General features: G+C 45.8%; 17 protein-coding genes. 10 read left to right on the top strand and 7 right to left on the bottom strand.

The genetic code is table 11. From position 1 onward, the window contains the following. The first annotated feature begins 274 nt into the window (after positions 1 to 274). From ACHUFN_RS10495 to ACHUFN_RS10480, 4 genes are all read left to right on the top strand, one after another. A complete protein-coding gene (locus ACHUFN_RS10495; protein ID WP_394222327.1) occupies positions 275 to 3181 on the top strand; it encodes a TonB-dependent receptor in 2907 nt (968 codons plus the stop codon). 84 nt (positions 3182 to 3265) lie between these two features. Next, positions 3266 to 4834, top strand: coding sequence for a tryptophan halogenase family protein (locus ACHUFN_RS10490; protein ID WP_394222326.1), 1569 nt, complete (start codon positions 3266 to 3268; stop codon positions 4832 to 4834). Between the two features lie 27 nt (positions 4835 to 4861). After that, positions 4862 to 5605: a SapC family protein gene (locus tag ACHUFN_RS10485; protein WP_394222325.1), complete on the top strand. Its 744-nt coding sequence runs from the start codon at positions 4862 to 4864 to the stop codon at positions 5603 to 5605. Next, complete coding sequence (locus ACHUFN_RS10480) at positions 5584 to 6285, top strand: DUF6445 family protein (RefSeq protein ID WP_394222324.1); 702 nt, start codon at positions 5584 to 5586, stop codon at positions 6283 to 6285. Before ACHUFN_RS10485 ends, ACHUFN_RS10480 begins: the two co-directional genes overlap by 22 nt. Positions 6286 to 6390: 105 nt before the next feature. Here the strand turns inward: ACHUFN_RS10480 and ACHUFN_RS10475 are convergent, their stop codons facing one another. Genes ACHUFN_RS10475 through ACHUFN_RS10465 form a run of 3 tightly spaced genes read right to left on the bottom strand, consistent with a single transcriptional unit; the run spans position 6391 to position 9531 of the window. Continuing rightward, positions 6391 to 7812 (bottom strand): DUF2271 domain-containing protein, encoded by a 1422-nt coding sequence (locus tag ACHUFN_RS10475; protein ID WP_394222323.1) that lies wholly within the window; start codon positions 7810 to 7812, stop codon positions 6391 to 6393. Then, entirely contained in the window at positions 7812 to 8711 is a 900-nt protein-coding gene (locus tag ACHUFN_RS10470; protein ID WP_394222322.1) for an EF-hand domain-containing protein, read from the bottom strand. The genes ACHUFN_RS10475 and ACHUFN_RS10470 overlap by 1 nt, the downstream gene beginning before the upstream one ends. Positions 8712 to 8736: 25 nt before the next feature. Next, the gene (locus tag ACHUFN_RS10465) at positions 8737 to 9531 is read right to left on the bottom strand and encodes a DUF4198 domain-containing protein (RefSeq protein WP_394222321.1); all 795 of its coding nucleotides are present in this window, start codon (positions 9529 to 9531) and stop codon (positions 8737 to 8739) included. Positions 9532 to 9859: 328 nt separating this feature from the next. On the opposite strand from ACHUFN_RS10465, the gene ACHUFN_RS10460 reads away from it, so the two are divergent. Next, positions 9860 to 12187, top strand: a complete 2328-nt coding sequence (locus ACHUFN_RS10460; RefSeq protein ID WP_394222319.1) for a TonB-dependent hemoglobin/transferrin/lactoferrin family receptor — start codon at positions 9860 to 9862, stop codon at positions 12185 to 12187. 280 nt (positions 12188 to 12467) lie between these two features. Next, positions 12468 to 12650, top strand: coding sequence for a DUF6435 family protein (locus ACHUFN_RS10455; protein WP_394222318.1), 183 nt, complete (start codon positions 12468 to 12470; stop codon positions 12648 to 12650). A gap of 54 nt (positions 12651 to 12704) precedes the next feature. On the opposite strand, the gene ACHUFN_RS10450 is transcribed toward ACHUFN_RS10455, so the two are convergent. Continuing rightward, positions 12705 to 15869: a TonB-dependent receptor gene (locus ACHUFN_RS10450; protein WP_394222317.1), complete on the bottom strand. Its 3165-nt coding sequence runs from the start codon at positions 15867 to 15869 to the stop codon at positions 12705 to 12707. A gap of 211 nt (positions 15870 to 16080) precedes the next feature. Between ACHUFN_RS10450 and ACHUFN_RS10445 the strand changes: the two genes are divergently transcribed. From ACHUFN_RS10445 to ACHUFN_RS10435, 3 genes are all read left to right on the top strand, one after another. Then, on the top strand, positions 16081 to 16671 hold the full coding sequence (locus ACHUFN_RS10445; protein ID WP_394222316.1) for a sigma-70 family RNA polymerase sigma factor: 591 nt from the start codon (positions 16081 to 16083) through the stop codon (positions 16669 to 16671). After that, positions 16664 to 17770, top strand: coding sequence for a FecR family protein (locus ACHUFN_RS10440; RefSeq protein WP_394222315.1), 1107 nt, complete (start codon positions 16664 to 16666; stop codon positions 17768 to 17770). The genes ACHUFN_RS10445 and ACHUFN_RS10440 overlap by 8 nt, the downstream gene beginning before the upstream one ends. 162 nt (positions 17771 to 17932) lie before the next feature. Further along, a complete protein-coding gene (locus tag ACHUFN_RS10435) occupies positions 17933 to 18679 on the top strand; it encodes a hypothetical protein (RefSeq protein ID WP_394222314.1) in 747 nt (248 codons plus the stop codon). An 80-nt stretch (positions 18680 to 18759) separates the two neighbouring features. Here the strand turns inward: ACHUFN_RS10435 and ppiC are convergent, their stop codons facing one another. Together ppiC and ACHUFN_RS10425 are read right to left on the bottom strand one after the other, a co-directional pair. Further along, a complete protein-coding gene (gene ppiC / locus ACHUFN_RS10430; protein WP_394222313.1) occupies positions 18760 to 19041 on the bottom strand; it encodes a peptidylprolyl isomerase PpiC in 282 nt (93 codons plus the stop codon). Between the two features lie 100 nt (positions 19042 to 19141). After that, positions 19142 to 19480 (bottom strand): ArsR/SmtB family transcription factor, encoded by a 339-nt coding sequence (locus tag ACHUFN_RS10425; protein ID WP_394222312.1) that lies wholly within the window; start codon positions 19478 to 19480, stop codon positions 19142 to 19144. A gap of 162 nt (positions 19481 to 19642) precedes the next feature. Here ACHUFN_RS10425 and ACHUFN_RS10420 point away from each other — a divergent pair, with 162 nt between their 5' ends. After that, complete coding sequence (locus ACHUFN_RS10420; protein WP_394222311.1) at positions 19643 to 19999, top strand: hypothetical protein; 357 nt, start codon at positions 19643 to 19645, stop codon at positions 19997 to 19999. An 86-nt stretch (positions 20000 to 20085) separates the two neighbouring features. On the opposite strand, the gene ACHUFN_RS10415 is transcribed toward ACHUFN_RS10420, so the two are convergent. Further along, entirely contained in the window at positions 20086 to 21339 is a 1254-nt protein-coding gene (locus ACHUFN_RS10415; RefSeq protein WP_394222310.1) for a serine hydrolase domain-containing protein, read from the bottom strand. Positions 21340 to 21645: the final 306 nt, after the last annotated feature.

Raw genomic sequence — 21645 nt, 5'->3', positions numbered from 1 at the left:
AATGACACCAATAAATGTGCATTTATTGCGTGAATACATTAAAAACTGATTGTTATTTAAACAGACGTAAAGGTGGAACGATGAAAAAAGTCAGGGGTAAATAAGGCCGTAAATGAAGCATTAGCAGTAATATTTAAATTATTGTTAAAAAAATATGGGGGATTTTACAAATCGTGTCGTCTTGATGAATTAGCAGCGTAACGCTGTGACAAAAAGCCAAGCGGGGTGCACACCACTTGGCGTATTACAATTAACGATTAGGACACACACCATCATGTATAGGAAAACCAAGCTTGCATGCTCAGTGGCAGCAGTTTTAGCTTCAGCTATTTCTGCCAATAGTGCATTTGCCCAAGACGCGCAACCCGACAGTAACGTAGAAGTGATTGAGGTAAGTGGTATTCGTTCGTCGGTAGCAAAATCGATGGACGTTAAACGCAGCTCTGCGGGCGTTGTTGACGCCATTAGCGCAGAAGATATCGGCGATTTCCCCGATACCAACTTAGCTGAATCACTTCAGCGTATTACCGGTGTATCAATAGACCGCTCGGGCGGTGAAGGACAATTAATTACCGTGCGTGGCTTTGGCCCGCAGTTCAATACGGTATTGGTTAATGGTCGTCAAATTGCCTCTGAAAACGACTCGCGCGCGTTCTCTTTTGACACTATTGCTTCTGAGCTAGTAAGCAGCCTTGATGTATACAAAACGTCAACAGCAACTATGCAATCTGGCGGTGTGGGTTCAACCATAAACATTAACACGGCACGCCCTTTTGCCTTAAATGGCTTCAAAATGGCGGGGTCGGTGAAAGGTGTTTACGATGAAAACAGTGAAGAAACGACGCCACAATTTTCTGGCCTTATAAGCAACACGTTCAATGATGATAAGTTTGGCGTATTGCTTGCGCTTTCACACCAAGAGCGTGAAACTCGCCTTAACCAAGCACAAATGGATGGCTGGCTAGAAAACGTAGGTGTGCCCAATCCTGTTACGGAATCAGGCGAAGCCTGGACAGGCAATGTGTTTTCGCCGCGTAACTACGATCACAAAGTTACCTTTGAAGAACGCACCCGTACTAACGCTAATTTAGTGTTCCAGTATGCCCCGAATGACAAACTCGTTGTTACCGCTGACGCACTTTACTCAGATTTCGACGTTGAGTCAGAAGCTACATCCTATGGTCACTGGTTCACTGCGCCCAACATTCAAGGTGTGGGCGATGACGGTAGCCTTTTCGATGAAAGTGGCAACAGACGCAGCCCAACGGTAGATGCAAACGGTACAATTATCGACTTGTATCAAGAAGTGGGATTAGCAACTGATATGCACGCGAAAACCTTCGACCGCCTAACAGATACCTATGCCGTCGGCCTTAACTTCGATTATCAATATTCAGATAACCTAAACTTGTCCTTCGACTTAAGCCATTCAGAAGCTGAACGTGAAGCCAATAACGGCGGTGGCGACCAACTTTCACTTATTGGTTATGCCAACCGCGTGCGTTTTCAGGTAGACGACAATATTCTACCTAATGCCAGCATGTTCGCATCTCCAAACGCCAATATCTATAGCGGTCAGCAAGAGCTGGACGGCGCTATTGTTACAGGCCCAGACGGCTTTCCTATTTACAACCCTGCCCTTTCGCCCGATGGTGTAAGCAACCACCTTGATGAAGCAAATAGCCGTGCCCATGTAATGCTGCGCCGCGGATGGGCGGTTGAAGATGAAGTGAGCCAACTGCGCTTTGACGGTGAATACGTAACCGATGGCAGCGGTTTAACTGAAATTCGCTTTGGCGGGCAATACAGCACAGAAACGAAATCGCTTACCCGTTGGGACAATGAAGGGGTTGGTATTCACTGTACATATTGTGGTTACCCTGATTTACCTGAAATTCCTGCAGGAAGCCAATACGTTTTTAACGCAGGTAGCGACTTCCTATCAGACGTTAGCGGCAGCGGCCGCATGCCAACATCGTGGCTAGCACACGATGGTGAAGCCCACTTTGCGTTCTTAGAATCTTACTATCAAAGCGTAAATGGCGAGTCGATAAGTTTTGACGCGGTGCGACGCAACAATAGTTTCGAAGTAGAAGAAGATATTCTTTCTACTTACCTTGAGTTCGACTTTGAAGGCGAAGTTGCCGACATGTTTTTAAGCGCTACCGCAGGCGTGCGCTATGAAATGACTGACGTGACGGTTAACGGCACGCAAGCGCCTATAACGGGCTTAACCATATTAGATCAAACCGAAATGCTGGCTGGCTTTGGCGATGCGCAAAGTATTGCCACTGAGTCTGATTATGATGTGCTATTACCTAATTTCAGCGTACGTTTAGAAGTGACGGACGACCTAATTGCTCGCTTTGCGGCAAGTTCAACGATTACCCGACCTACGCTTAACAGCATGTCACCGGTAACGGTAATTACTACCACACGTCAAGGTGGCGATTTAACGTCAACGAGTGGTAACCCAGCACTTGAGCCGTTTAAGTCAGACAATTTAGATTTATCACTTGAGTATTACTACGACGAAGCAAGCTACGCCTCAATTGGTTACTTCAGAAAGCTGGTATCGAACTTTATTGTTAATAGCCAAGAAGACAAAACCTTTGAGCTTGCCGATGGCAGCCTGCTGACAGACCCATCTACCGGCGCTAACGCCAGTGCCCCAGATGCAGGCGATGACGTGGCAGTATTTACCAATACGCTACCAAATAACGGAGAAGATGCCACGGTAGACGGTTTCGAACTTGCACTTCAACACACCTTCGACAACGGCTTTGGTGTACTTGCCAACGGTACTATTGTTGACAGTGATGCAGAGCTAGATCCGTTCAACATCAATCAAGTATTTGCGCTAACCGGGTTGAGTGATTCATACAACTTGGTGGCATTTTATGAAACTGACGACTATCAAATTCGACTAGCCTACAACTGGCGTGACGAGTTTGTTCAGTCGTTAACACAAGGGCAGGGTGACGGCCCAACCATTGTTGAGTCTTATCAACAGCTTGACATTAGCGGTAGCTACAGCGTGACAGATAATGTAGAAATTTTCTTTGAAGGTATTAACCTAACAGAAGAATTTGTACATAAGCGCGGTCGCTTCTCTAATCACTTGCTGTTGGTTGAAGACAGCGGCAGACGTTGGGCTTTCGGTGTACGCGGAAACTTTTAGTTTCGCGTAATATGGGCCAGCGTTTGCTGGCTCTACATTCGTGGCTACCCTTTGGTAGCCACAGTTTTTATTCAGGAATACAGTATGACAACAGCAACTCCCATAACGCAGATAGTAGTAGTCGGTGGCGGCAGCGCAGGGTGGCTAACGGCTGGTCGTATTGCAGCGCAGCATCATTGCGCTACCCGTAATGACATTCAAGTAACCTTAGTTGAAAGCCCGAATGTACCTACCATTGGCGTAGGTGAAGGCACCTGGCCAACTATGCGCTCAACACTAATTGCATTGGGTATTAGCGAAACTACCTTTATTAAAGAGTGCGATGCTACTTTTAAGCAAGGCGCAAAATTCGCGAAGTGGACAACAGGTGAAGACAACGATTTTTACTATCACCCTCTTATGCTGCCCCAAGGGTTTTCGCAAACGAATTTAGGGCCCTATTGGCAAACTGTGGCACCCGAGTTAAATGAATCCTTTTCACACGCCGTGTGTTTTCAAGAAGCGATATGTGAAGCAGGCTGCGCACCTAAGAGCATTCGTCACGCAGAATTTGCAGGCACTGCAAACTATGCCTATCACTTAGACGCAGGCAAGTTCACCGCCTTTTTAACTAAACACTGCACAGAAACGCTTGGCGTTAAACACGTTTTCGCCGATGTTAATCGCGTTGAGAGCAGTGAAAATGGAGATATTAAGGCTCTTCATACTCAGCAAGGCGTGGTGATTGAAGGCGACCTGTTCGTTGATTGCACAGGTTTTAAATCGACGTTACTTGGCGAACACTACAAAGTACCGTTTGTTCCCTGCGATGACGTGCTTTTTATCGACCGAGCGTTGGCCGTACATGTGCCCTACGAAGACCAACATAGCCCAATTGCTTCACACACCATTTCCACCGCACAAGACGCGGGTTGGATTTGGGATATAGGCTTGCAGTCTCGACGCGGTGTAGGCCACGTATATTCCAGTAGGCACCAAAGTAAAGATGCAGCCTATGACCGACTAGACAATTACGTTCGTGAAACCAGCGCCCTAAATGGCATCGGAGACATGAGCGTAAAAGAAATTACAATTCAAAGCGGTCACAGACAACGCTTCTGGCAAAACAACTGCGTTGCAGTTGGCCTAGCAGCAGGTTTTCTAGAACCTCTGGAAGCGTCTGCCCTTGTACTGGTTGAACTGTCAGCCTCTATGATTGCTGAACAATTGCCAGCAAATCGCGCGGTGATGGATATTGTAGCCAAACGTTTCAACGAGACCTTTTCTTATCGCTGGCAGCGCATTATCGACTTTTTAAAGCTGCACTATATGTTAAGCAAACGGGAAGACAGCGCTTTTTGGCGAGATAATCGCGACAGCCACACTATTCCAGATTCACTTAAAGAGTTACTTGCGCTATGGCAATACCACCCGCCAAGCGACAAAGACTTCACCAGCAATAATGAAGTGTTCCCAGCAGCAAGCTATCAGTATGTGCTGTACGGCATGGGCTTTACTTCTGAACTTGGTGCACATCAACAGTGGGTGAATGCCGACTTTGCCAAACAGCAGTTACTACAAAATAAGAAAGCCCGCGCGATGGCAGTAGAAAAGCTCCCCAAGCATCGCGAGCTTATTAATAAAATTCACCAATTCGGCCTACAAGCCGTTTGATAGTAAAACAATAAAAAGGACCGGCGTATGACACACATGGTTGCCATTAATAATAAACAGCATGCAGGCCTTAAAGTGACTGACGATGCCCTGTCGCTAAGCGCCAATCAGCACCTTGTGCCTGTGGTGGTTTCTGAGCTTAACAAACTTGTGGTGCATTACCCTGTAGTGATCACCAAGCTCGACGACTCTGGACAATTTGGTTTATCTGCCCTGTTAGGCTTTGAAGAAAACGAAAACTTATTTTGGCAGCAAGGCGCGTGGGAGGCGGTTTACATTCCCGCACAGTTTGAACGCCTGCCGTTTTATGTGGGAACAGAAACGCAAATTGCTGATAGCAGTAACCGCGTGTTGTGCATTGATATGGATAACGCTTCGGTAAGTGAAGAAACGGGAACGCCGCTTTTTGATAACACGGGCGAGCCTACCAATTATCTAATAGAGAAGCAGCAGATCCTCGCTCAGCTTCTTGACGGTGAGACGCAGAATCAACGCTTTATTGCTGCGCTTCAACAGCACAACCTTATTACGCCGTTTACGCTAGATATTACCTTTGAAAATGAAAGCAAAACGTCTATAACAGGGTTATACACTATTGATGAAGATAAGCTAGCGGCGTTGAGCGCTGACGCGATTGCCGATTTGCACGCACAAAACATGCTGCAAAGCATGTACACGCTAATAGCATCAAACGCACAAATCTATGCCCTTATCGACAAAAAGAACAAGGCGAATAAAAACGCAGACGCATGGTTTCAAACTACGAATTAATTAAGGTTGGCGAGAAAGCCACGCCGGTTGTGGTTATTGATGACTTTTTACCAAACCCGTTGAGCTTGGTAGAGACGGTAGCTTGCAACCATCAGTTTACAAAAAAAGAGGGCGACTTTTATCCGGGCGTAAGAAGCCACGCACCTAAGGGGTATGAAGCGTATCTTCATACCTCGCTCTCCCAAGTGTTTGGCCAGCTTGCTACGCAAAATAGCCTACACGATTTTGGCGTAGACAAGCCGCTTCACATTCCCTTAGTGCAACTCTCTATCGCCAATCAAGCTCCAAAAACCTTATCGCCTATTCAATGCATTCCGCATATCGATACGCAAAAAGATAATGAGTGGGCATTGGTGCACTATTTATTTAGCACGCCATTGGGCGGAACTGCTTTTTACAGGCATATTGAAACTGGGCTAGAGCGCGTAAGTGCGGCCCAATACGACGGCTATTTCAAAACGTTAAAGCGTCAGGCCACCAGTGTAGGGCTACCGCCCAAAGCATACATTAATGGCGATACCGCTATGTTCACCCAAATTGATCGCATTGAGCCTGCGTTCAACCGCGCCGTGCTATACCCGGCCAATCTGCTACACAGCGGCTGTTTACCCAATAATATTTCAAGCTCAGATAATGCGAAAGAAGGCAGGCTAACCGCAAACGCCAGTATCACGTTTTAAAGAGTCAAAACGCTCAGCCCTTAAATAAAGGCCCTTGGGGCTTAAATGAGCAATTGCGATAGCTGCCTTAGGTAGTGCTCTTTACTAAGCGTCTTTTAACGCTGATTATTCTAGCGAAGACAATGTTATAGACGCGATTTCATCCATGCCCGACACCGTTTTTGGCGAAGCCAGATCAGTTAGCGTGAAGGGGACTTTCTCATAGCTTCTGCTGCCGTGTTCTCTCGCCACTTCAACGTGAAGTATTAGCGACGACGCGTCTACGCTTTCTCCATAATCATCCAAGCCGTCCCACTTGATATTCAAAGGCACATTTTTCTTTGTTGCCCCCGAAAAGCCATCAACTAGACCTTCGTTTTTACGGCCTACTCTTCTCCACCAAGTGCGCAGCTCGCCTAGCCATCGTTCGCTTGTGCCGCGAAGCGCTAAGCTTTTTATAAGTCGATTTTTCTCGTCGCTTATCCACACGCTTACGTAAGGGCCGCGATAGTCAGCAATATCAAACATTGGTAACGTGATATCAATGGCAACAGCATTGTGTTTATTGTCTTTTACACGCTTGCCTGATGTACGCGACGTATACGTATCGCTTGTAAACACCCTGCCATTTTCGTCAATTAGCTTTAGCGCTAGTGACGGTTCGCCATTCACCATTTCCATTGATTGTTGCGCTGCTTGTGATGCCGCAAAGTGTGCCAGTAACACGGCATCAAACGCACTATCGGCCACCGCCACCGCTTGAAACTTAGCGCTTGGCCAGCCATCGCTTTGGCTTAATACCCCTTTTTCGCTAGACACTCCATTGCCAGTAAACATCACGGGGCGCTGCCATGGCCTAACGTGTGCAATCGCACTGGCAATACCGCCACCTTGCGTTACACGCTCTTTGGCTATTTCGCCCTGCCAGCTAATCCCTTCGCTCGAGGCGTGAACCTCAAGCCCCAGTGCGCTGATATGGTATGAGTTGATATCAAGCGATGCTAAGTATTCAACAATACGCTCTGCGGCAAGCGAAGCCGCAAACTCAGACAAATCCCACTGAATAGGTGGCGAAAATTCCAGGCGGTTTTCGCTTTTAAAACTAACCTCAGCAATACGCGCCACACGCGCAAGCCGCCTTACTTCGCGACGAGATAAACCGTGTTGGCTCTGCACATACGTTGCCCAATAATCGTAAAGCGCCCCGTTGCGACAGCTAATATTGCCTTCGGTCTTATTGAACCAAGCCTCACATCGTTTTAATGCGCTAAAAAGCCAAGGTGGAAGTTTTCCTTCATTGCGTCGATTAATTTCGCTAAGCGCACTCTTTGCGTTCGATCGGTTTAAGGTTTGGTAGGTATCTTTTATCAGTAGCTCGATATTCTGTTGCGCAATAGCGCTAAGCGTCTGGTTTGCATACAGCGTTAGTTCTGTGTCATGCACGTAGGGGGTTGCTTCCCCTGATGGCGCAGGAAACACATACGACTCGGCCTTAACCACAAAGCTGGCGGTAAATACCGCCAGCCAAAGAAAAAACCGCGCTGCCATTATTCGCTAACTTGTGCAGTGGTGTTGTCGCTTTGCGTCTGTTCACGAGGCGCAGGCGCTGGGTCGGCTAGTGTTAGGTAGCCATCGCCATTGGTGTCGTAACGATGAAAGGCGTTAAACCCAGATACCATGTACTCTGAGAACGTCATTTTGCCATTCTCATCTTTATCTAACACGTTAAAGCGAACGTAGGTTTGTTTAATTTGCCCTTCGTGAGTTTTTTCGATTTGCGCATCTAGCCTGTCTTCAAACTCAAGCACGTATTCTTGTTCAGTGAGCTTGTCATCGCTATTTTCGTCTGTACGCTGAAACTGGGCTTTGCGAACGGCGTGAAACTCGTCTTTCGTTACGCTTTCATCGCCATTTTGATCGTACAAAGTAACAAAACCCGCAATGTTGTGACTGGTCGGCATACGCAACATAGGACGTTGTATAAGCTCTGGTTTATCGTCTTTATCATTTGACGCGGCGCGACGCGGTGCTGGCTCAGGGTCGCCCAACGCAACCACGCCATCGCTGTCGCTGTCCATATGCGAGAAACTGCGTTCGCCTACCGCGTTTACTTCGTCAATAGTAATGTAGTCATCATCATTGCTATCAACTGCATGGAAACGAATGTAGGTTTGCTTAACCGACGCTTTTCTGTCTTCCGCCAGGCGGGTTTCTACTTTCCCTTCCCATTCGTACACGTATTCACTTTCATCAAGCACCCCATCTTTGTTGGTATCGGATGCAATAAATCGAGCGCGCCTTGCATCTACAAACTCTTCTAATGGAAGTGATTCATCGTTATTAAGGTCGTAGGTTAAAATGATGCCACTGGCACTGTGAGGTGCCGCTACTGCCGAAGCGCTAATACAAAGTGCAGTTACAACGGCTAAACTTACTGCTTTAAACATAATTATCTCCTTGCTGGCTCAACAACTAGTAGGCTTCAAATGAAAGTGTGGTGGTGTAGCTATAGGTTGGCACGTCGGCTCCTTCAGGCGCATCGGTGCGCAGCCTTACTTGCATCAGATAAACGTCTTGCGCAGCAGGTGTAAACGCCGCCTGCCCTTTAGCATCTGTTGTTATTTTTTCTACATCAGACTCTTCAGCAAACTGGTCTTTGCCTTGATAAATTGCCACGTCGTGATCAGTAAGAGGCTTACCGTTGAATAGCACCTTAAAACTGAAGCTCTCATTAGCAAACAAACTGTTGGGGTGATTAATTGCAACGATTTCTAGACCTTCGTTTCTAGGTGCGAGTGCTTTTTCATTGGGCCCTTTTTTAGTCACGTAGGTACTAGCAAATGTAACTGACTGAAAATGCTCTTTTAACACAGCCCCTTCAGGAAGCGGCTCATCGTTTCCTCGCATAGAGCCGCGCTCGCCGTCTTTTTCGTACACTCTGAAAATTGCGCCCATGCGTTTTCCGGTTGAAAACTGATAGGTTCCTTCTTCTTCTAGGGTGTGCTCAAGAACATTTCGAGTGGAAAGATCAACAACGTTGTCCACGCTCACTAAGTCGCCGCTAGGCGTTATTACTTCAAACGACGCATTCGAGATTGCCGCTTCAGGCACAAAAAACTGTTCAGCGAAAGATGCATCTAACGTTACTTTTCCGCCTCTAACGGGCTCGAATTGAAGAGGTTTTAAGTAAGCGACATGCGCTAATGACGTACCGCTGAAACAGCTTGCAATTAACAAAGGTAAACTGATGAGCGTGTGTTTTTTCATAAATTTTTATTGTCTAGTTGCCTAAAAGTGCAAACATACTATTGCAAATGATAATTGTTATCAATAGTATTACGTCCGATTTTTGACGCATGATGTGTCAGAAGACAATCGCTTTGACAGGCACGATTTAAAAAAGGAAGACAAAAAGAAGAATGATATCAACCTACGCAAACTGGAAGCTAAGCGTTGGTACAGCATGATTTATAGAATATAAAAAACAATAACTTGAATGTAAAAGCACCAAAAACTTATAGCGTTTAGGCCTTTCTATAAATCGATTTTGTAAATCTTAATTATTTGCACCTTTATTAAAAATTGGAAGAGAACAATGAAATTTAAACTTTCTACGGTAGCGCTTTCGCTTAGCTGTGCGTTAACACTCCCAGCGGTAGCTCAACAATCTGAATTAGCCGTGACAAAGGCAAAAAGCGAAGAAACACTGACCACCACTGTTGAAGCCGTGCTAGATGCCGAAGCCCTGTCAAAACGCTCTATTACTAACATTGAAGACACTGCACGCTACATTCCTGGAGTACAAACCAACGACACAGGTAACCGTTTTGGTAACGACGGTTTTAATATTCGCGGTTTAGAAGGCGATGCTGTTGCAGTCACCGTTGACGGTGTTTATCAGGGGGAAACCCTCAACCCAGGTGATTTCGCCGCTTATGGTATGTTTGGCTCAAGCCGTGGCGAAATTGAGCTAGAACACGTAAAAGCAGTGAGCATAATTAAAGGGCCAAGCGCCGTTGCGCAAGGGCCAGGCTCATTAGCTGGCTCGGTGACTTATGTCACTAACGACGCCAGCGACTTTCTGCCCGCAGAAGGCGATGCCACCGGCATTAAATTAAAAACCGGATTTGATGCGCGCTCTGACGAATGGCTGGTACATGGCACTGTTGCAAATAGAACGGGTAAAATTGACTCATTATTGCAATACACCATGCGAGATAGCGACGAAGTAGATGCGCACAGTAATGGGGTAGATGTATCTGGCCCAGAGCGTGGGCAAGCTGACCCTATGGACAATCAAGTTGATGCTATTCTACTAAAACTTGCTTATAACTTCTCAGAGTTCCAACAACTTGGTTTTATTTACGAAAATACAGACAGAGAAACTGACGGCATTCCACTTTCTCGCCAAAGTGCTGCCTACTTCGATTTTACCTCGGCAGATGAAAACAACCGCGAGCGCGTTGGTATTTTTTATAATAACGATAACGTGAATTCATCCTTTGCTGATAGCGTAGATATTAGACTGGATTATCAGGAGCTGTTTTCATCGGGTGTTACTCACTTTCTTTTTGGTAGCGCCGATGGCGACGCTATTTTACGTACCGAAGACCGTAACTTCAGTCAGGATTCACTTAGCGTTAATATTGACTTAGCGAAGTCAATTACCGGTAAATTTAACCACGACATTATCTATGGCTTTAGCTATCAGCACGTTGATGCAAAAGCGGTAATGTTCGATCGCAGGTATGCGGGGCAAACCATCGATGCACCCATTTTAGACGGCTACCCTATTCGCGACCAAAGCTTTGTTCCTGAAACAGAAAAAACGCTTATTACGGCGTATCTCGCCGATACCGTTGAACTAAACGAACAGCTAAGTGTAAACCTTGGGCTTCGTTACGACTCAACCGAGTACACCCCAACCATAGACAGCACCTTCTCTGACCCAACAGGATTAAGTATTACTGACAGCGAATTTAGTGCAGTAGTTGGCGAGATAGGCGCAACGTACGAATTTGCTAAGGGTCATTCAATAAACGCGCGCGTTGCACAGGGTTATCAGGCTCCTACACTTCAAAACTTGTACTTTGGCACAAACTCGGGGGATGAGGTGACAGATATGGTGTCGGGCGATAGCTTTATCGATCTTGACCGAATTGCCAATAGCGAATTAGATGCGCAAGAGTCAACTAACTACGAGCTGACCTATATTGGTGACTTTGAAAACGGTAATGTTAGCGTGTCGGTGTTTAGAACAAAATACACCAACGTGATTCAAGACGAGACCTTTTCAACGCCTTATGGCACCGAAATTACTATTCAGCAGTGTGGTCGCTTTGGTTGCGACACCTTAGTTACTGATCGAGATATTTTTACCCAACCACAAAATACGGGTGAACTTACCGTTGATGGTTTTGAGATAACGGCATCTTACGATTTCACTAACAATTTAAATGGTCGTTTTGCTTACACCGCATTAGACGGCACCTACGACACCGCATCAGCATTTAACAATGTTGGCGACGACCTAGAAACCGTATCACCTGATACAGCAACAGCATCATTAGGTTATGTATCTGATGAAGGCGACTGGGGCGCAGAGCTTGTTGCTATTTTAAGTAAGGATGTAGAAGAGAGCACGCAACTAAGCTATACGTCATTAAACAACGGTGACGGCCCTTCCCATTCACCAGCAGGCTATGCTGTTTTTGATTTGTTGGCATTTTACGACATTACCGAAGACTTGCGATTCACCACGGCAATTTACAATCTTACAGACAAAGAATATTACCGTTGGGAAGTGCTTAACAGCGTAAGAGACGGCGTAGGCGGTTTCTTTGGTGGCGTGAGTGGCAACGGCTACCAGCGTTTTTCAGAGCCAGGTCGAAGCATAAGTGCTTATGTAACCTATCAATTTTAAGAAAGCCAAGGCATGTGCCAAATAAGCGTTGCTATAAGGCCAGTTCATAAAGCGCGCTTTGGCATTGTAAATACAAAAGCGGACAGCGCATTGCTTGTCCGCTTTTATTGTTAAAAAGAATGCGTAGGAGGTAAACGTGAAAGGCATTCACCCTCAACCTAAAAGCTGCGAGCACTCGCATTCATTTCTACGCATTAATGAAAGTTTATTCACAAAAATGGGTGATCGAAAATTTCTTTTCAAACGTTTTCTCGCTATCTCTCTTATTAGGACATTCATAATGTTTGGATTCTTTAAAGGCAACCCGACAAAAAAGATGCGAAAGCAATATGACGCGCTGCTTGAAAAAGCCATGCACGCGCAAAGAAATGGCGACATTAAAACGTATTCTTTGCTTACGGCTCAATCAGAACAACTGTGGAAAGAAATAGAGCAATTGGAACAGAAAGCGTCAAAAAGTTAAGCCAATTGACGTTTAAAGGCGCTCTTTTCACGCGTAAAGGCGTCACATTAAAGCTTAGTACGTTAAATTTACGCCCAGGGCGTAGCGAGCGCCTGCATCTTGCACAAGCAGTAGGTGATTGCTGAATCTGCCTCGTTTGTGCACCGTCTCATTAGTTAAATTAATACCTTCAAAAAACACCGCAACGTGTGGGCTAAATTGATAGGAAAGGCTCATATCCCACTGCTCGTAAGGGCTGACAAACGTTGGCTCGGTGCTTTGCGTTTGGTTTAGCGACTGTAAAAAGCCCTCGCGCTGGTTCCACGCCACTCGCCATTGCAAGGCATCTTTTTCGTAAAACAACACCATGTTTTTGGCCCCTGACAGCCCGGTAAGTGCGAAAGTAGAGCGCGTGTTGGCAGTATCTAACTCGGCGTTGCTATCCACAAAGCTCGCGTTTGCCTGTATTCCCCAGCCAGATTCGCCAAACAAATGCTGCACTGCGATTTCTATACCTTCCACGGTGGCAGACTCGCCATTATTAGGCGAAATAACAGAAAACTGCGCCAGCTCGTCGGCTTCGTCAGCGGCATTAGGGTTGTTGCCTGTGCTGGGGTCGGTAACGTTATTAAAGGTTTGCGTACTGCTCTGGTTAATAATGAAGTTATCAACGGTTTTAGAGAAATAGCCTGCTGAAATATAACTGTTTTCTTGATAATAGTGCTCTATGGCCACATCAACATTTTTCGCCTCGAAGGGCAAAAGCTGTGCGTTACCAATGCGCGCTCGTAAATCGCCTCCTTGACGCGTAGTGGTATAGGTTACGCCAGGCGCCATTTGTTCTAACGTGGGGCGGGTTATACTGTGATTGTATGCCGCACGAAACACCCAGCTATCAAGCCAGCTGGCTTTTACGCTTACACTGGGTAAAAAATTGGTGTAGTTGGACGACTCATCAATATCAACCGAAGCGCCAAACTCTTGGCCAAGTTCGGTCTGATCTAATATCACCAACGCAGACAGCTGCTCATCAACGCCACTTACCTGTACGTTGGTGTACTCGGCGCGAAGCCCTGCATGAATGTCGATAAACCAAGGTGCCAAATCTTTTTCTATTGCAGCTTGAATGTACCCTGCATAAACCGTTTCTTTAACAGCAAAAGAGCTTCCTCGGGTTTCTGCAGCTAAGTTTACGTTTCCCGCATTTTCTAAATAACTAAATAGCGTATCGCCGTCATGCCTTAGCCAACGATGGGGAATATTTTCATGCCCACTTATCGACCCTAAGAAGTCGTCGCCTGCATCAAACACAGTTTGAAAGCTGTCGGGTATATCCGGTGAATCGAAGTAACCGCAAAAACTACAGTGTCTTGCGTCTGCTTCGTTGTCTCTTCGTTCGTTGGCTTTTTCGCGCTGCGTAAGTGCTGCGCCAACGTCAATCTTGCTATACCAACTGTCATCGCCAAGCACACTTACATTCAGTTTGGCCTGCCCAATATCATCATCAATACTCCACCCTCTGCGCAACATAACATGTGAGCGCCCATTTGCAGGGTCGAGATAGTGAGAAACGCCTACCGGTTCGCCCAATGCATTGACTTGTAGTGGGTTGGCTTCCTCGAAGCCCGAAATGGCGGGTAAAATATAAGATTGTGTGTGATCAAATGTAGAGCGGTTCAAATAACCAATAAGTGACAGCGAGTTTCCCTCACCGTTGTTATCATCAACGTTAGCCATTGAGTACGACAGGTCAGCGTCTACTATTACACTATCGCTTGCCAGGTAGTTAGCTTCAAAGCCAAAACTTTTTAAGTTTGATGAGCGATTAAAAGTTCTGGCGTGAAAGTCGGTGGCATGACCGCTATTTTGCGAAAAGGCCACTGCCGTACCATTTTCATCAACGGAAACATTTTCCAAGTTGCTTGACGTAAACCAGTGCCCCATTGACGTTGCAGAGGTTTCCACATCGAACGTTGACCCTAAATAATCAGCGGTAAGCTCTAATTTATTGTTTGGGCGATATTGCAAAACCAACGCTGAGCCTGTGCGTGTTCTATCGTCAAAGCGTACTCGCTGGTCGTAGTTTCTAGGCACATATAACGTTGTAACTCCATCAGGAAGCTCACTATCAGGTACGTTAGTATTTACCAACCACCCATCAATTTGGGCCTCTTCTAACCGCGCTTGCCTTTTGTGCTGAGTAAACGATGCTAAAACGCCAAAGGTGTTGTTTAAATAGGTGTTGCTGAACATGGCAGAAGCAGAGGGCGCATAGTCTTGTGAATTTGTGTCGTACTGCATTTTAACGCTACCGGCCGCTCGCATTCCTTTAAACGACAGTGGTTTGGCGGTTTGAACATTGATAGTGGCGCCAATTCCCCCCGACTGCATAGAGGCTTGGCTTTGCTTGTGTACGGTAACACTGCTTACAATTTCTGAGGCCAATGTATCAAAACTAAACTCGCGCCCCAGTTTGTCAGTGGCCATGGGCCTGCCATTTAACAGTACACGGTTAAACTCAGGTCCAAAGCCTCGCACGGTGACAAGCTGTCCTTCGCCTTCCGCGCGATCAATAGATACACCTGAAACCCGTTGCAGCGCTTCGGCAAGGTTTTGATCGGGAAATTTCCCCATATCCACCGACTGAATAGTATCAATAATCACACTGGCATTGCGCTTAATGCCAACCGATTGGGCAACTCTAGCCCGCAGACCTCTCACTTCGATATATTCAATGTCGTAACTGCCAGCTTCATCTGGCACAGTAACTAAGCTGTCGTCTTGCGCAGTTATGGCGTTAAAAAGACGCCCAAGTAAATGATTATTTTCATCAGCCTCATTCGCAGGTACAATTTTTATACGCGTATTGTCGACGATTTGAGCACTCAGCCCAGTTCCATCCAAAAGCTTTTCAATAGCAACTTGCGCCGTATAGTTACCACTTACTTCATTTGCAAAAATATGCCGCACTTTATTAAATGGAAAAACAACGGTGAGCTCGGCTTGATTGGCAAAGGCAATAATGGCTTCGTCGGCACTTTGTGGCGGAATTGCGAAGTTAATAACTGGCTTGGTAGCCTTTGCTGGCGCGACAACAGTCGCTTGTTGATGGGGCAACACCGACTGCGCCAACCCTATTTGGCTAATGCCTAACGACACCATACAACACGCCACCGTTAAAGCTTTTGGCTTAAATGGCAGCAAAATCGCTATATTGTGTGGGTTGTGTGCCACAGGCATGTTCGTATTTACGCTATTGTTATTATTTAGTTATAAAGAGTGTGCAACGTGGGCGTCACATTCCCTTTTATTTGTTGGTCTTGTTTTAAACCAGCGTCGCATTATATACAACCCATTAACAAATTTAATTTTTCAGCGATAATGTCGAAAATACTGGGGGAAAATGAAGTGGCTGTCGTCTTAATAAATAACAACGATAAAAAATAACAATATGCCCATAGAAACAGCTATACACAATGCCTACATGTCGGCGCGCAGCTCGATGGCCAAAATGCTATCGCGTCTTGTGCCGCCCAAAGAAGTAGACGACATACTGCAAGATACGTATGTGCGCTTGTGTCAGGCAAAAACTACCGAGCATATTAAAGAGCCAAAGTCGTTTTTGTTTAAAACAGCAAAAAACCTGGCTTACGACCACCTTAAACGTGCAGAAACACGCATGGTCGATGACAGCATAGAAGTAGTAGCAGCGCTAGAGAGCGCAATTAGTGGGGTTGAAGATGAGACTTTTCACAATAACGCTACACAACAAGAGTTTAAGATGTTTTGCGATGCGGTGCGCGCCCTCCCCAAGCAATGCAGGCGCGCATTTGTATTAAAGAAAGTGTATGGCTACTCTCTTAAAGAGATTGCCCAAGAATTAGGTATAAGCGAAAAAACCGTGGAAAAGCATATTGCTGAAGGTATAAAAAGATGCACCTTGTTTATGCGACGACAAACCGTGTCGCACACACGGCCTAACGCTTATAAAGCTAGTGGGCAACAGAGCATGGCGGGAACAAAGAGAGACGCCCATGAATAATTCGACAACCGAAACCAATGCTACAAAAGCAGACGTTAAGAGCAATGTTATTCCATTGAAAAGCGACGAGCATGTGCTTGATGAAGCCAGTGAGTGGCTGGTAAAGCTAGATAACGGTCTTGATGAGAGTGAAACTAAAGCACTTAAGGTTTGGCTTGCGACCCCGCTGCACCGAGATACGTTTTTAGAAATGGTCGCCTTGTGGGATAAAATGTCGGTACTTAACGAACTGGCCGATATCGTGCCTCATGCACCTGAGTCCAGTGCCCATCACAGCAGAAGCGGCGCTGTTACATGGAAGCGCCCTTTAGCCATTGCCGCCTCTTTCTTAATGGTGGGCTTTTTAAGCTACCAAGGTCTGAATTTATTCAGCTCACCTGACCAAACACCGCCTATCTCACAAGTGGCGAGCTACTCGCTACAAGCATCTACTAAAGCTGGCGAGCATAAAAGTATTAGCTTAGAAGACGGCAGCACGCTTTGGCTTAATACGAATTCTCAGGTGAACATTGCGTTTACCGATACCTCTCGGGTTATTCAGCTAGTTAAAGGCGAGCTTCATATTGAAGTAGCAAAAGACAAGTCTCGCCCACTTAATGTGCTTGCTGCTGGGAAAGCCATTCAGGCCGTAGGTACAGCGTTTAACGTGCAGTACCATCGCGGTGACCTTGAGCTTGTGGTGACAGAAGGTGTGGTTGAGGTAGCTAGCTATACGCTTAACAAAGCTAACGGCAAAACCATTATAAACCCTATTATTACGCCGCAGGCGACGCCTCTTACTTTGGTAGAAGGTGAAAAGTCGCTGCTATCTTTACCAAATAGCGCTATCGAGACTGTATCGCGTGAAGATATCACCAATGACTTAAGCTGGCGTGAGGGAAAAATTGTATTTCGCGGTGAATCACTCATTGACGTGATTGAAGAAGTCAGTCGTTATACAGACAAAACCGTTGTGTTAGGGGATTCCGCGCTTGCCAACATGCAAGTGGCGGGGCTATTCAATACCAATGATGTAGACGCTTTAATTGCGGCATTAGCCGACAATCTGCAGATTTCTACTGATTATTCTAACGACACCATTGTTCTTCGTCCTCGGTAAGGCCTTGGTTCAAGCCAGTCGTTTAGATAGCCGTTTAATCTAGAAGGTATAGCAAGGCACAAAACATTACGCGCGATTTCAAGCTTCACTCGCGCTTTTCACACCGACACCTTACAATAAAGCCTTATTAAAAAATGCACCAAACAATAAGGCTTCTTTAATATGCGAATTGGCAGCGCAGCAACGGCATTAAAACAACTTTCCACTCAGCTTACCTTGTTGATAACGTGCACCATGCTGTGCAATGGGGCATTCGCCATTGAAGCCGGGCAATATTACTATTTCATTTCTGATAAGTGCCAGGCTAAAGGCCCTCAAACGCCTGAAGAGCGCGGCGCAGTAACACCCGATGTAATGCTATTTGAAGTGGTGCCAGCGGGAATTAGCGACTATTACGTCAATATGAATACTAACGCGCTGGTTCATTATACCGAAGAAGGGCAAGAGCACCTTGCGTCGCTAGAGTCGGAACAGGCTTATACGGCAGGAAAAACACCGTCGAAAGAAAGCGTAAGAAAAGACGGTAACGCAATACATCACGACTTTATGCTTCAGCGCGAAGCGATAGATTTGAAAACGCTGGTAAACACGTTAAATGGTTTTTCGCAGCTGCAGACAGATAAAGGCTACTTTTTTAAGAAAATAGTGGGCCTTTCAGATTCCAATGCTAAATTTAAAGCCGTTACTCGCGTACGATTAAGCGATATAGGCCATGATAAGCGCATGATGCTAAGCAGTTATATCAGCGACTACTTTATGTTAGACGAACAAGGTAAGGCATCAGATACACCGTTTATCACCGCCGATCACGGTGCTGCGCTTCGACACCCGCTTCACGATGCCACCAGCCCGTACGCCATTTTCACAAAGCACACGGTATGCGGTGAAAAATGGGAGCCAGGCAACTAAGTAGTGCCGTTTTTAAGTGCTTCATTAAGTAACGCTTTTAATAGAAGCGTTACTTTCTTCCGCAGTACTTTTGTATCGTTTTACTTGTTGCGATAAAGGGTTTTAATAAGGTGATAACCGAAACGTGTTTTTACTGGCCCATGCACTTTAAGTACTTCTTTTTTAAACACCACATCGTCAAACGCTTTCACCATTTGCCCACGACGAAATTCGCCTAAATCACCACCTCGCTTACCCGACGGGCAAGTAGAATGGCGCTTAGCCAGCGTAGCAAAGTCTTTGCCTTTCTTAAGTTGTTCAAGAATAGAAAGCGCTTCTTTCTCTGTTTTTACCAAAATATGAATTGCGGATGCCGTTGCCATGGTTGTTTCTGCTCGCTGTTGCTAATGCTAATGCTGTTGGCAACATTATACCGAATTTGCGTGGTGTTCGACAAAACACCCATCTAAAAAACCCATTTGCTTAGTGTTTTTCCTTTACATGGTCTAAAGCGTTTTTCATCAAATAGTAAACGTGATTATCAGCTAAGCTATAGATAATATGTTTACCTTCACGCCTTGTTTTCACTAGGTTCTCACTTTTCAAAATCTTCAAGCGTTGAGATACCGTCGACATTTGAGACTGGGTTGCCAGTTCAGACACACAGGCTTCGCCCTGATATAAAATAGAGAGCAATTTTAACCGTTCGGCATCAGCCAGCGCTTTAAACAGCAAGGCGGCACGCGTAAAAGTAGCGTCGCTTTCTTCTAGTACCTTACGTTTGGTTTCATGCACATGATAGTCTGTATCTTGTTCAGACATGTTTTTTCTCGTCCGTTTCTTATTAAGCGCCCAGTAGAGGCACATCTTTGTCGTCGCCTTCACCATCAAGGGCTTTTTTGCGAAACTTGTAAAAGTTCACATAATAAACAATACTACATTTCAACAATTGATGAAATGTAGTATTGAAAAGAGGAACGATAGATGAGCGAATGCAATGTACACAAAAATCACCCTCACCAACATGGCCCTAATTGCGGCCATACGGCAATAAAGCATAGTGATCACGTCGACTATTTGCATGACGGGCACTTGCATCATATGCATGGCGACCACGTAGATGAACACACCTTAGACGTCAACAGCACTAATCCAGATACGTGTACTGGAGGGCATGAGTGCTCGGGTCACGAAGACGGTCATATTCACGGGCCAGGGTGTGGACATGAAGCAGTGCCGCACGGCGATCATGTCGATTACATTGTTGATGGGCACCTTCATCATCAGCACAACGGCCATTGTGATAATCACGGCCCGGTTGAAATACTGTCGAAAGGCTAATTAATTACCCTGTGGCAAGGTAATAATAAAAAGGCGCTAGCTTAAAGAGCTGCGCCTTTTTCATGTGTTTAGCTCAATAGGGTGGTTTAGCTTTCTTTCGCTGACTTAACTAAAGGTAAAATACGCTTTGCGACAAGCTGTTGAGTTATGTCATCTCGTTCGTGAGCGGTAACCACAACGGTTAAATCAAAGTCGGGAATAAGCAGAATATACATGCCACCGCCGCCTTGCGCCGAAAACGCGTAGTGTGTTTGCCCATCAAGCGTCATGTCTGTTCCCCACCAAAAGTATCCGTACCCTTGATTTGAAATGAGGTCACCGCCACCAAAAATATCGTCATCCCCCACACGAACCTGCCTTTTAGTGGCTTGTTTAAGGTATGCCGGTGATATTAATTGTTCACCATTCCACTTGCCATTATCACTTACTAAAAGCCCAAGCTTAAGCATGTCGCGTGCGGTAACACTGACTTTCCACCCAGATTCAGGTAAGCCGCTGGGGGCCGTGCGCCAGTGGTAATTCGTAATACCCAACTTTCCAAATAGTTCGTTATCGATAAATGCTTTTGCAGTTCCGGGCACAACAGACTCGATTACCTGCATGACAAACTGTGGGCCAGTGCCGTACTTAAACACCTGGCTATCTTTGGTAATAGGGTCGCTGTCCTCTAATATAGCCTGAATTTCCCCTTGGCCTTTTACTCGCGCGCTGTCTTTTTCTAACGCTTTCCACCCGTCTTCGTCAATGCGAATGCCGGTTGTCATGGTTAACGCATGGCGCAATGTAATGTTATCAGCGCCGTCTATCAATGAAGCTCGGTCAACCTGCTTCAAAAAATTAAGAACGGGTTTGTCTAAATCATCCATGGTTAAGTAGCCAAGCTGTATGGCTCGCCCTAATGCCAAAGAAGTAAAACTTTTCGTTGCAGATGACTGAGGATGAGATAAGTCTACCCGCCCTCGTTTGTAGTACGATTCGAACAACAACTTTCCGTTTTGTGCAATGAGCAAGCTGTCATAGTTACCGTGCTCGCCAGTGGCTATTTCTTTCGCCAACGAAACCAGCGCGTTTTCATCAATAGCTGCGCTAGAAAGTGTGCCAACGGCGATACCGTCTTTTAAATCTACAGGTGCTGAAGACACATAGGGCGTGGTAAGTTCAGAAATATCCATAAAGCGTTTTTCGATTTCAGGCATACGCCAATAAACAATTTGCGCCTCTTCCTTTGACGCTGTTGGCGGCATATTTTGCTTACTGCCCGCTAATGCCGAAGCTGTGCTGCTGATTCCTATTAAGCACATAAGTGCCGACACGTAATTTCTCTTTGTTCTTGCTGTCATGTTCTTTCCTTTTTTATTTTCGGGCTTTTTCTCATAGGGCTTAGTCTCTTTAGGCATAGTCTCTTTGAGCCTTGGAGGAGCCGCTTAGCCCATGGGTAACAGCGCGCAGCACGATGTTCTTGCTTCGCACTTAAACGCAGACACAGTTAACATTGCAGACAAAACCATTAGATACATGAAAAAGCGCTGATTTTTCGCTGATTTGTACCTGCACAGCAAACATCTTATTCTTATCAACAGCTTATAGTGGTACGGTATGACCTATGAAGAGCGCGTTTTTAAACACAATGCGCGAATTTTTTTACC

It is taken from the genome of Alteromonas gracilis (assembly GCF_043642145.1).
GTDB lineage: Bacteria > Pseudomonadota > Gammaproteobacteria > Enterobacterales > Alteromonadaceae > Alteromonas > Alteromonas gracilis_B.
The sequence above is the reverse complement of the archived record's forward strand: the minus strand, read 5'-3'. Positions and strand labels throughout refer to the sequence as shown.

What these genes read in the sequence shown, in the direction of transcription:
- ACHUFN_RS10495 (WP_394222327.1), top strand. Translation starts at nt 275, where the DNA reads ATGTATAGGAAAACCAAGCTTGCATGCTCAGTGGCAGCAGTTTTAGCT.
- ACHUFN_RS10490 (WP_394222326.1), top strand. Translation starts at nt 3,266, where the DNA reads ATGACAACAGCAACTCCCATAACGCAGATAGTAGTAGTCGGTGGCGGC.
- ACHUFN_RS10485 (WP_394222325.1), top strand. Translation starts at nt 4,862, where the DNA reads ATGACACACATGGTTGCCATTAATAATAAACAGCATGCAGGCCTTAAA.
- ACHUFN_RS10480 (WP_394222324.1), top strand. Translation starts at nt 5,584, where the DNA reads ATGGTTTCAAACTACGAATTAATTAAGGTTGGCGAGAAAGCCACGCCG.
- ACHUFN_RS10475 (WP_394222323.1), bottom strand. Translation starts at nt 7,812, where the DNA reads ATGGCAGCGCGGTTTTTTCTTTGGCTGGCGGTATTTACCGCCAGCTTT.
- ACHUFN_RS10470 (WP_394222322.1), bottom strand. Translation starts at nt 8,711, where the DNA reads ATGTTTAAAGCAGTAAGTTTAGCCGTTGTAACTGCACTTTGTATTAGC.
- ACHUFN_RS10465 (WP_394222321.1), bottom strand. Translation starts at nt 9,531, where the DNA reads ATGAAAAAACACACGCTCATCAGTTTACCTTTGTTAATTGCAAGCTGT.
- ACHUFN_RS10460 (WP_394222319.1), top strand. Translation starts at nt 9,860, where the DNA reads ATGAAATTTAAACTTTCTACGGTAGCGCTTTCGCTTAGCTGTGCGTTA.
- ACHUFN_RS10455 (WP_394222318.1), top strand. Translation starts at nt 12,468, where the DNA reads ATGTTTGGATTCTTTAAAGGCAACCCGACAAAAAAGATGCGAAAGCAA.
- ACHUFN_RS10450 (WP_394222317.1), bottom strand. Translation starts at nt 15,869, where the DNA reads ATGCCTGTGGCACACAACCCACACAATATAGCGATTTTGCTGCCATTT.
- ACHUFN_RS10445 (WP_394222316.1), top strand. Translation starts at nt 16,081, where the DNA reads ATGCCCATAGAAACAGCTATACACAATGCCTACATGTCGGCGCGCAGC.
- ACHUFN_RS10440 (WP_394222315.1), top strand. Translation starts at nt 16,664, where the DNA reads ATGAATAATTCGACAACCGAAACCAATGCTACAAAAGCAGACGTTAAG.
- ACHUFN_RS10435 (WP_394222314.1), top strand. Translation starts at nt 17,933, where the DNA reads ATGCGAATTGGCAGCGCAGCAACGGCATTAAAACAACTTTCCACTCAG.
- ppiC (WP_394222313.1), bottom strand. Translation starts at nt 19,041, where the DNA reads ATGGCAACGGCATCCGCAATTCATATTTTGGTAAAAACAGAGAAAGAA.
- ACHUFN_RS10425 (WP_394222312.1), bottom strand. Translation starts at nt 19,480, where the DNA reads ATGTCTGAACAAGATACAGACTATCATGTGCATGAAACCAAACGTAAG.
- ACHUFN_RS10420 (WP_394222311.1), top strand. Translation starts at nt 19,643, where the DNA reads ATGAGCGAATGCAATGTACACAAAAATCACCCTCACCAACATGGCCCT.
- ACHUFN_RS10415 (WP_394222310.1), bottom strand. Translation starts at nt 21,339, where the DNA reads ATGACAGCAAGAACAAAGAGAAATTACGTGTCGGCACTTATGTGCTTA.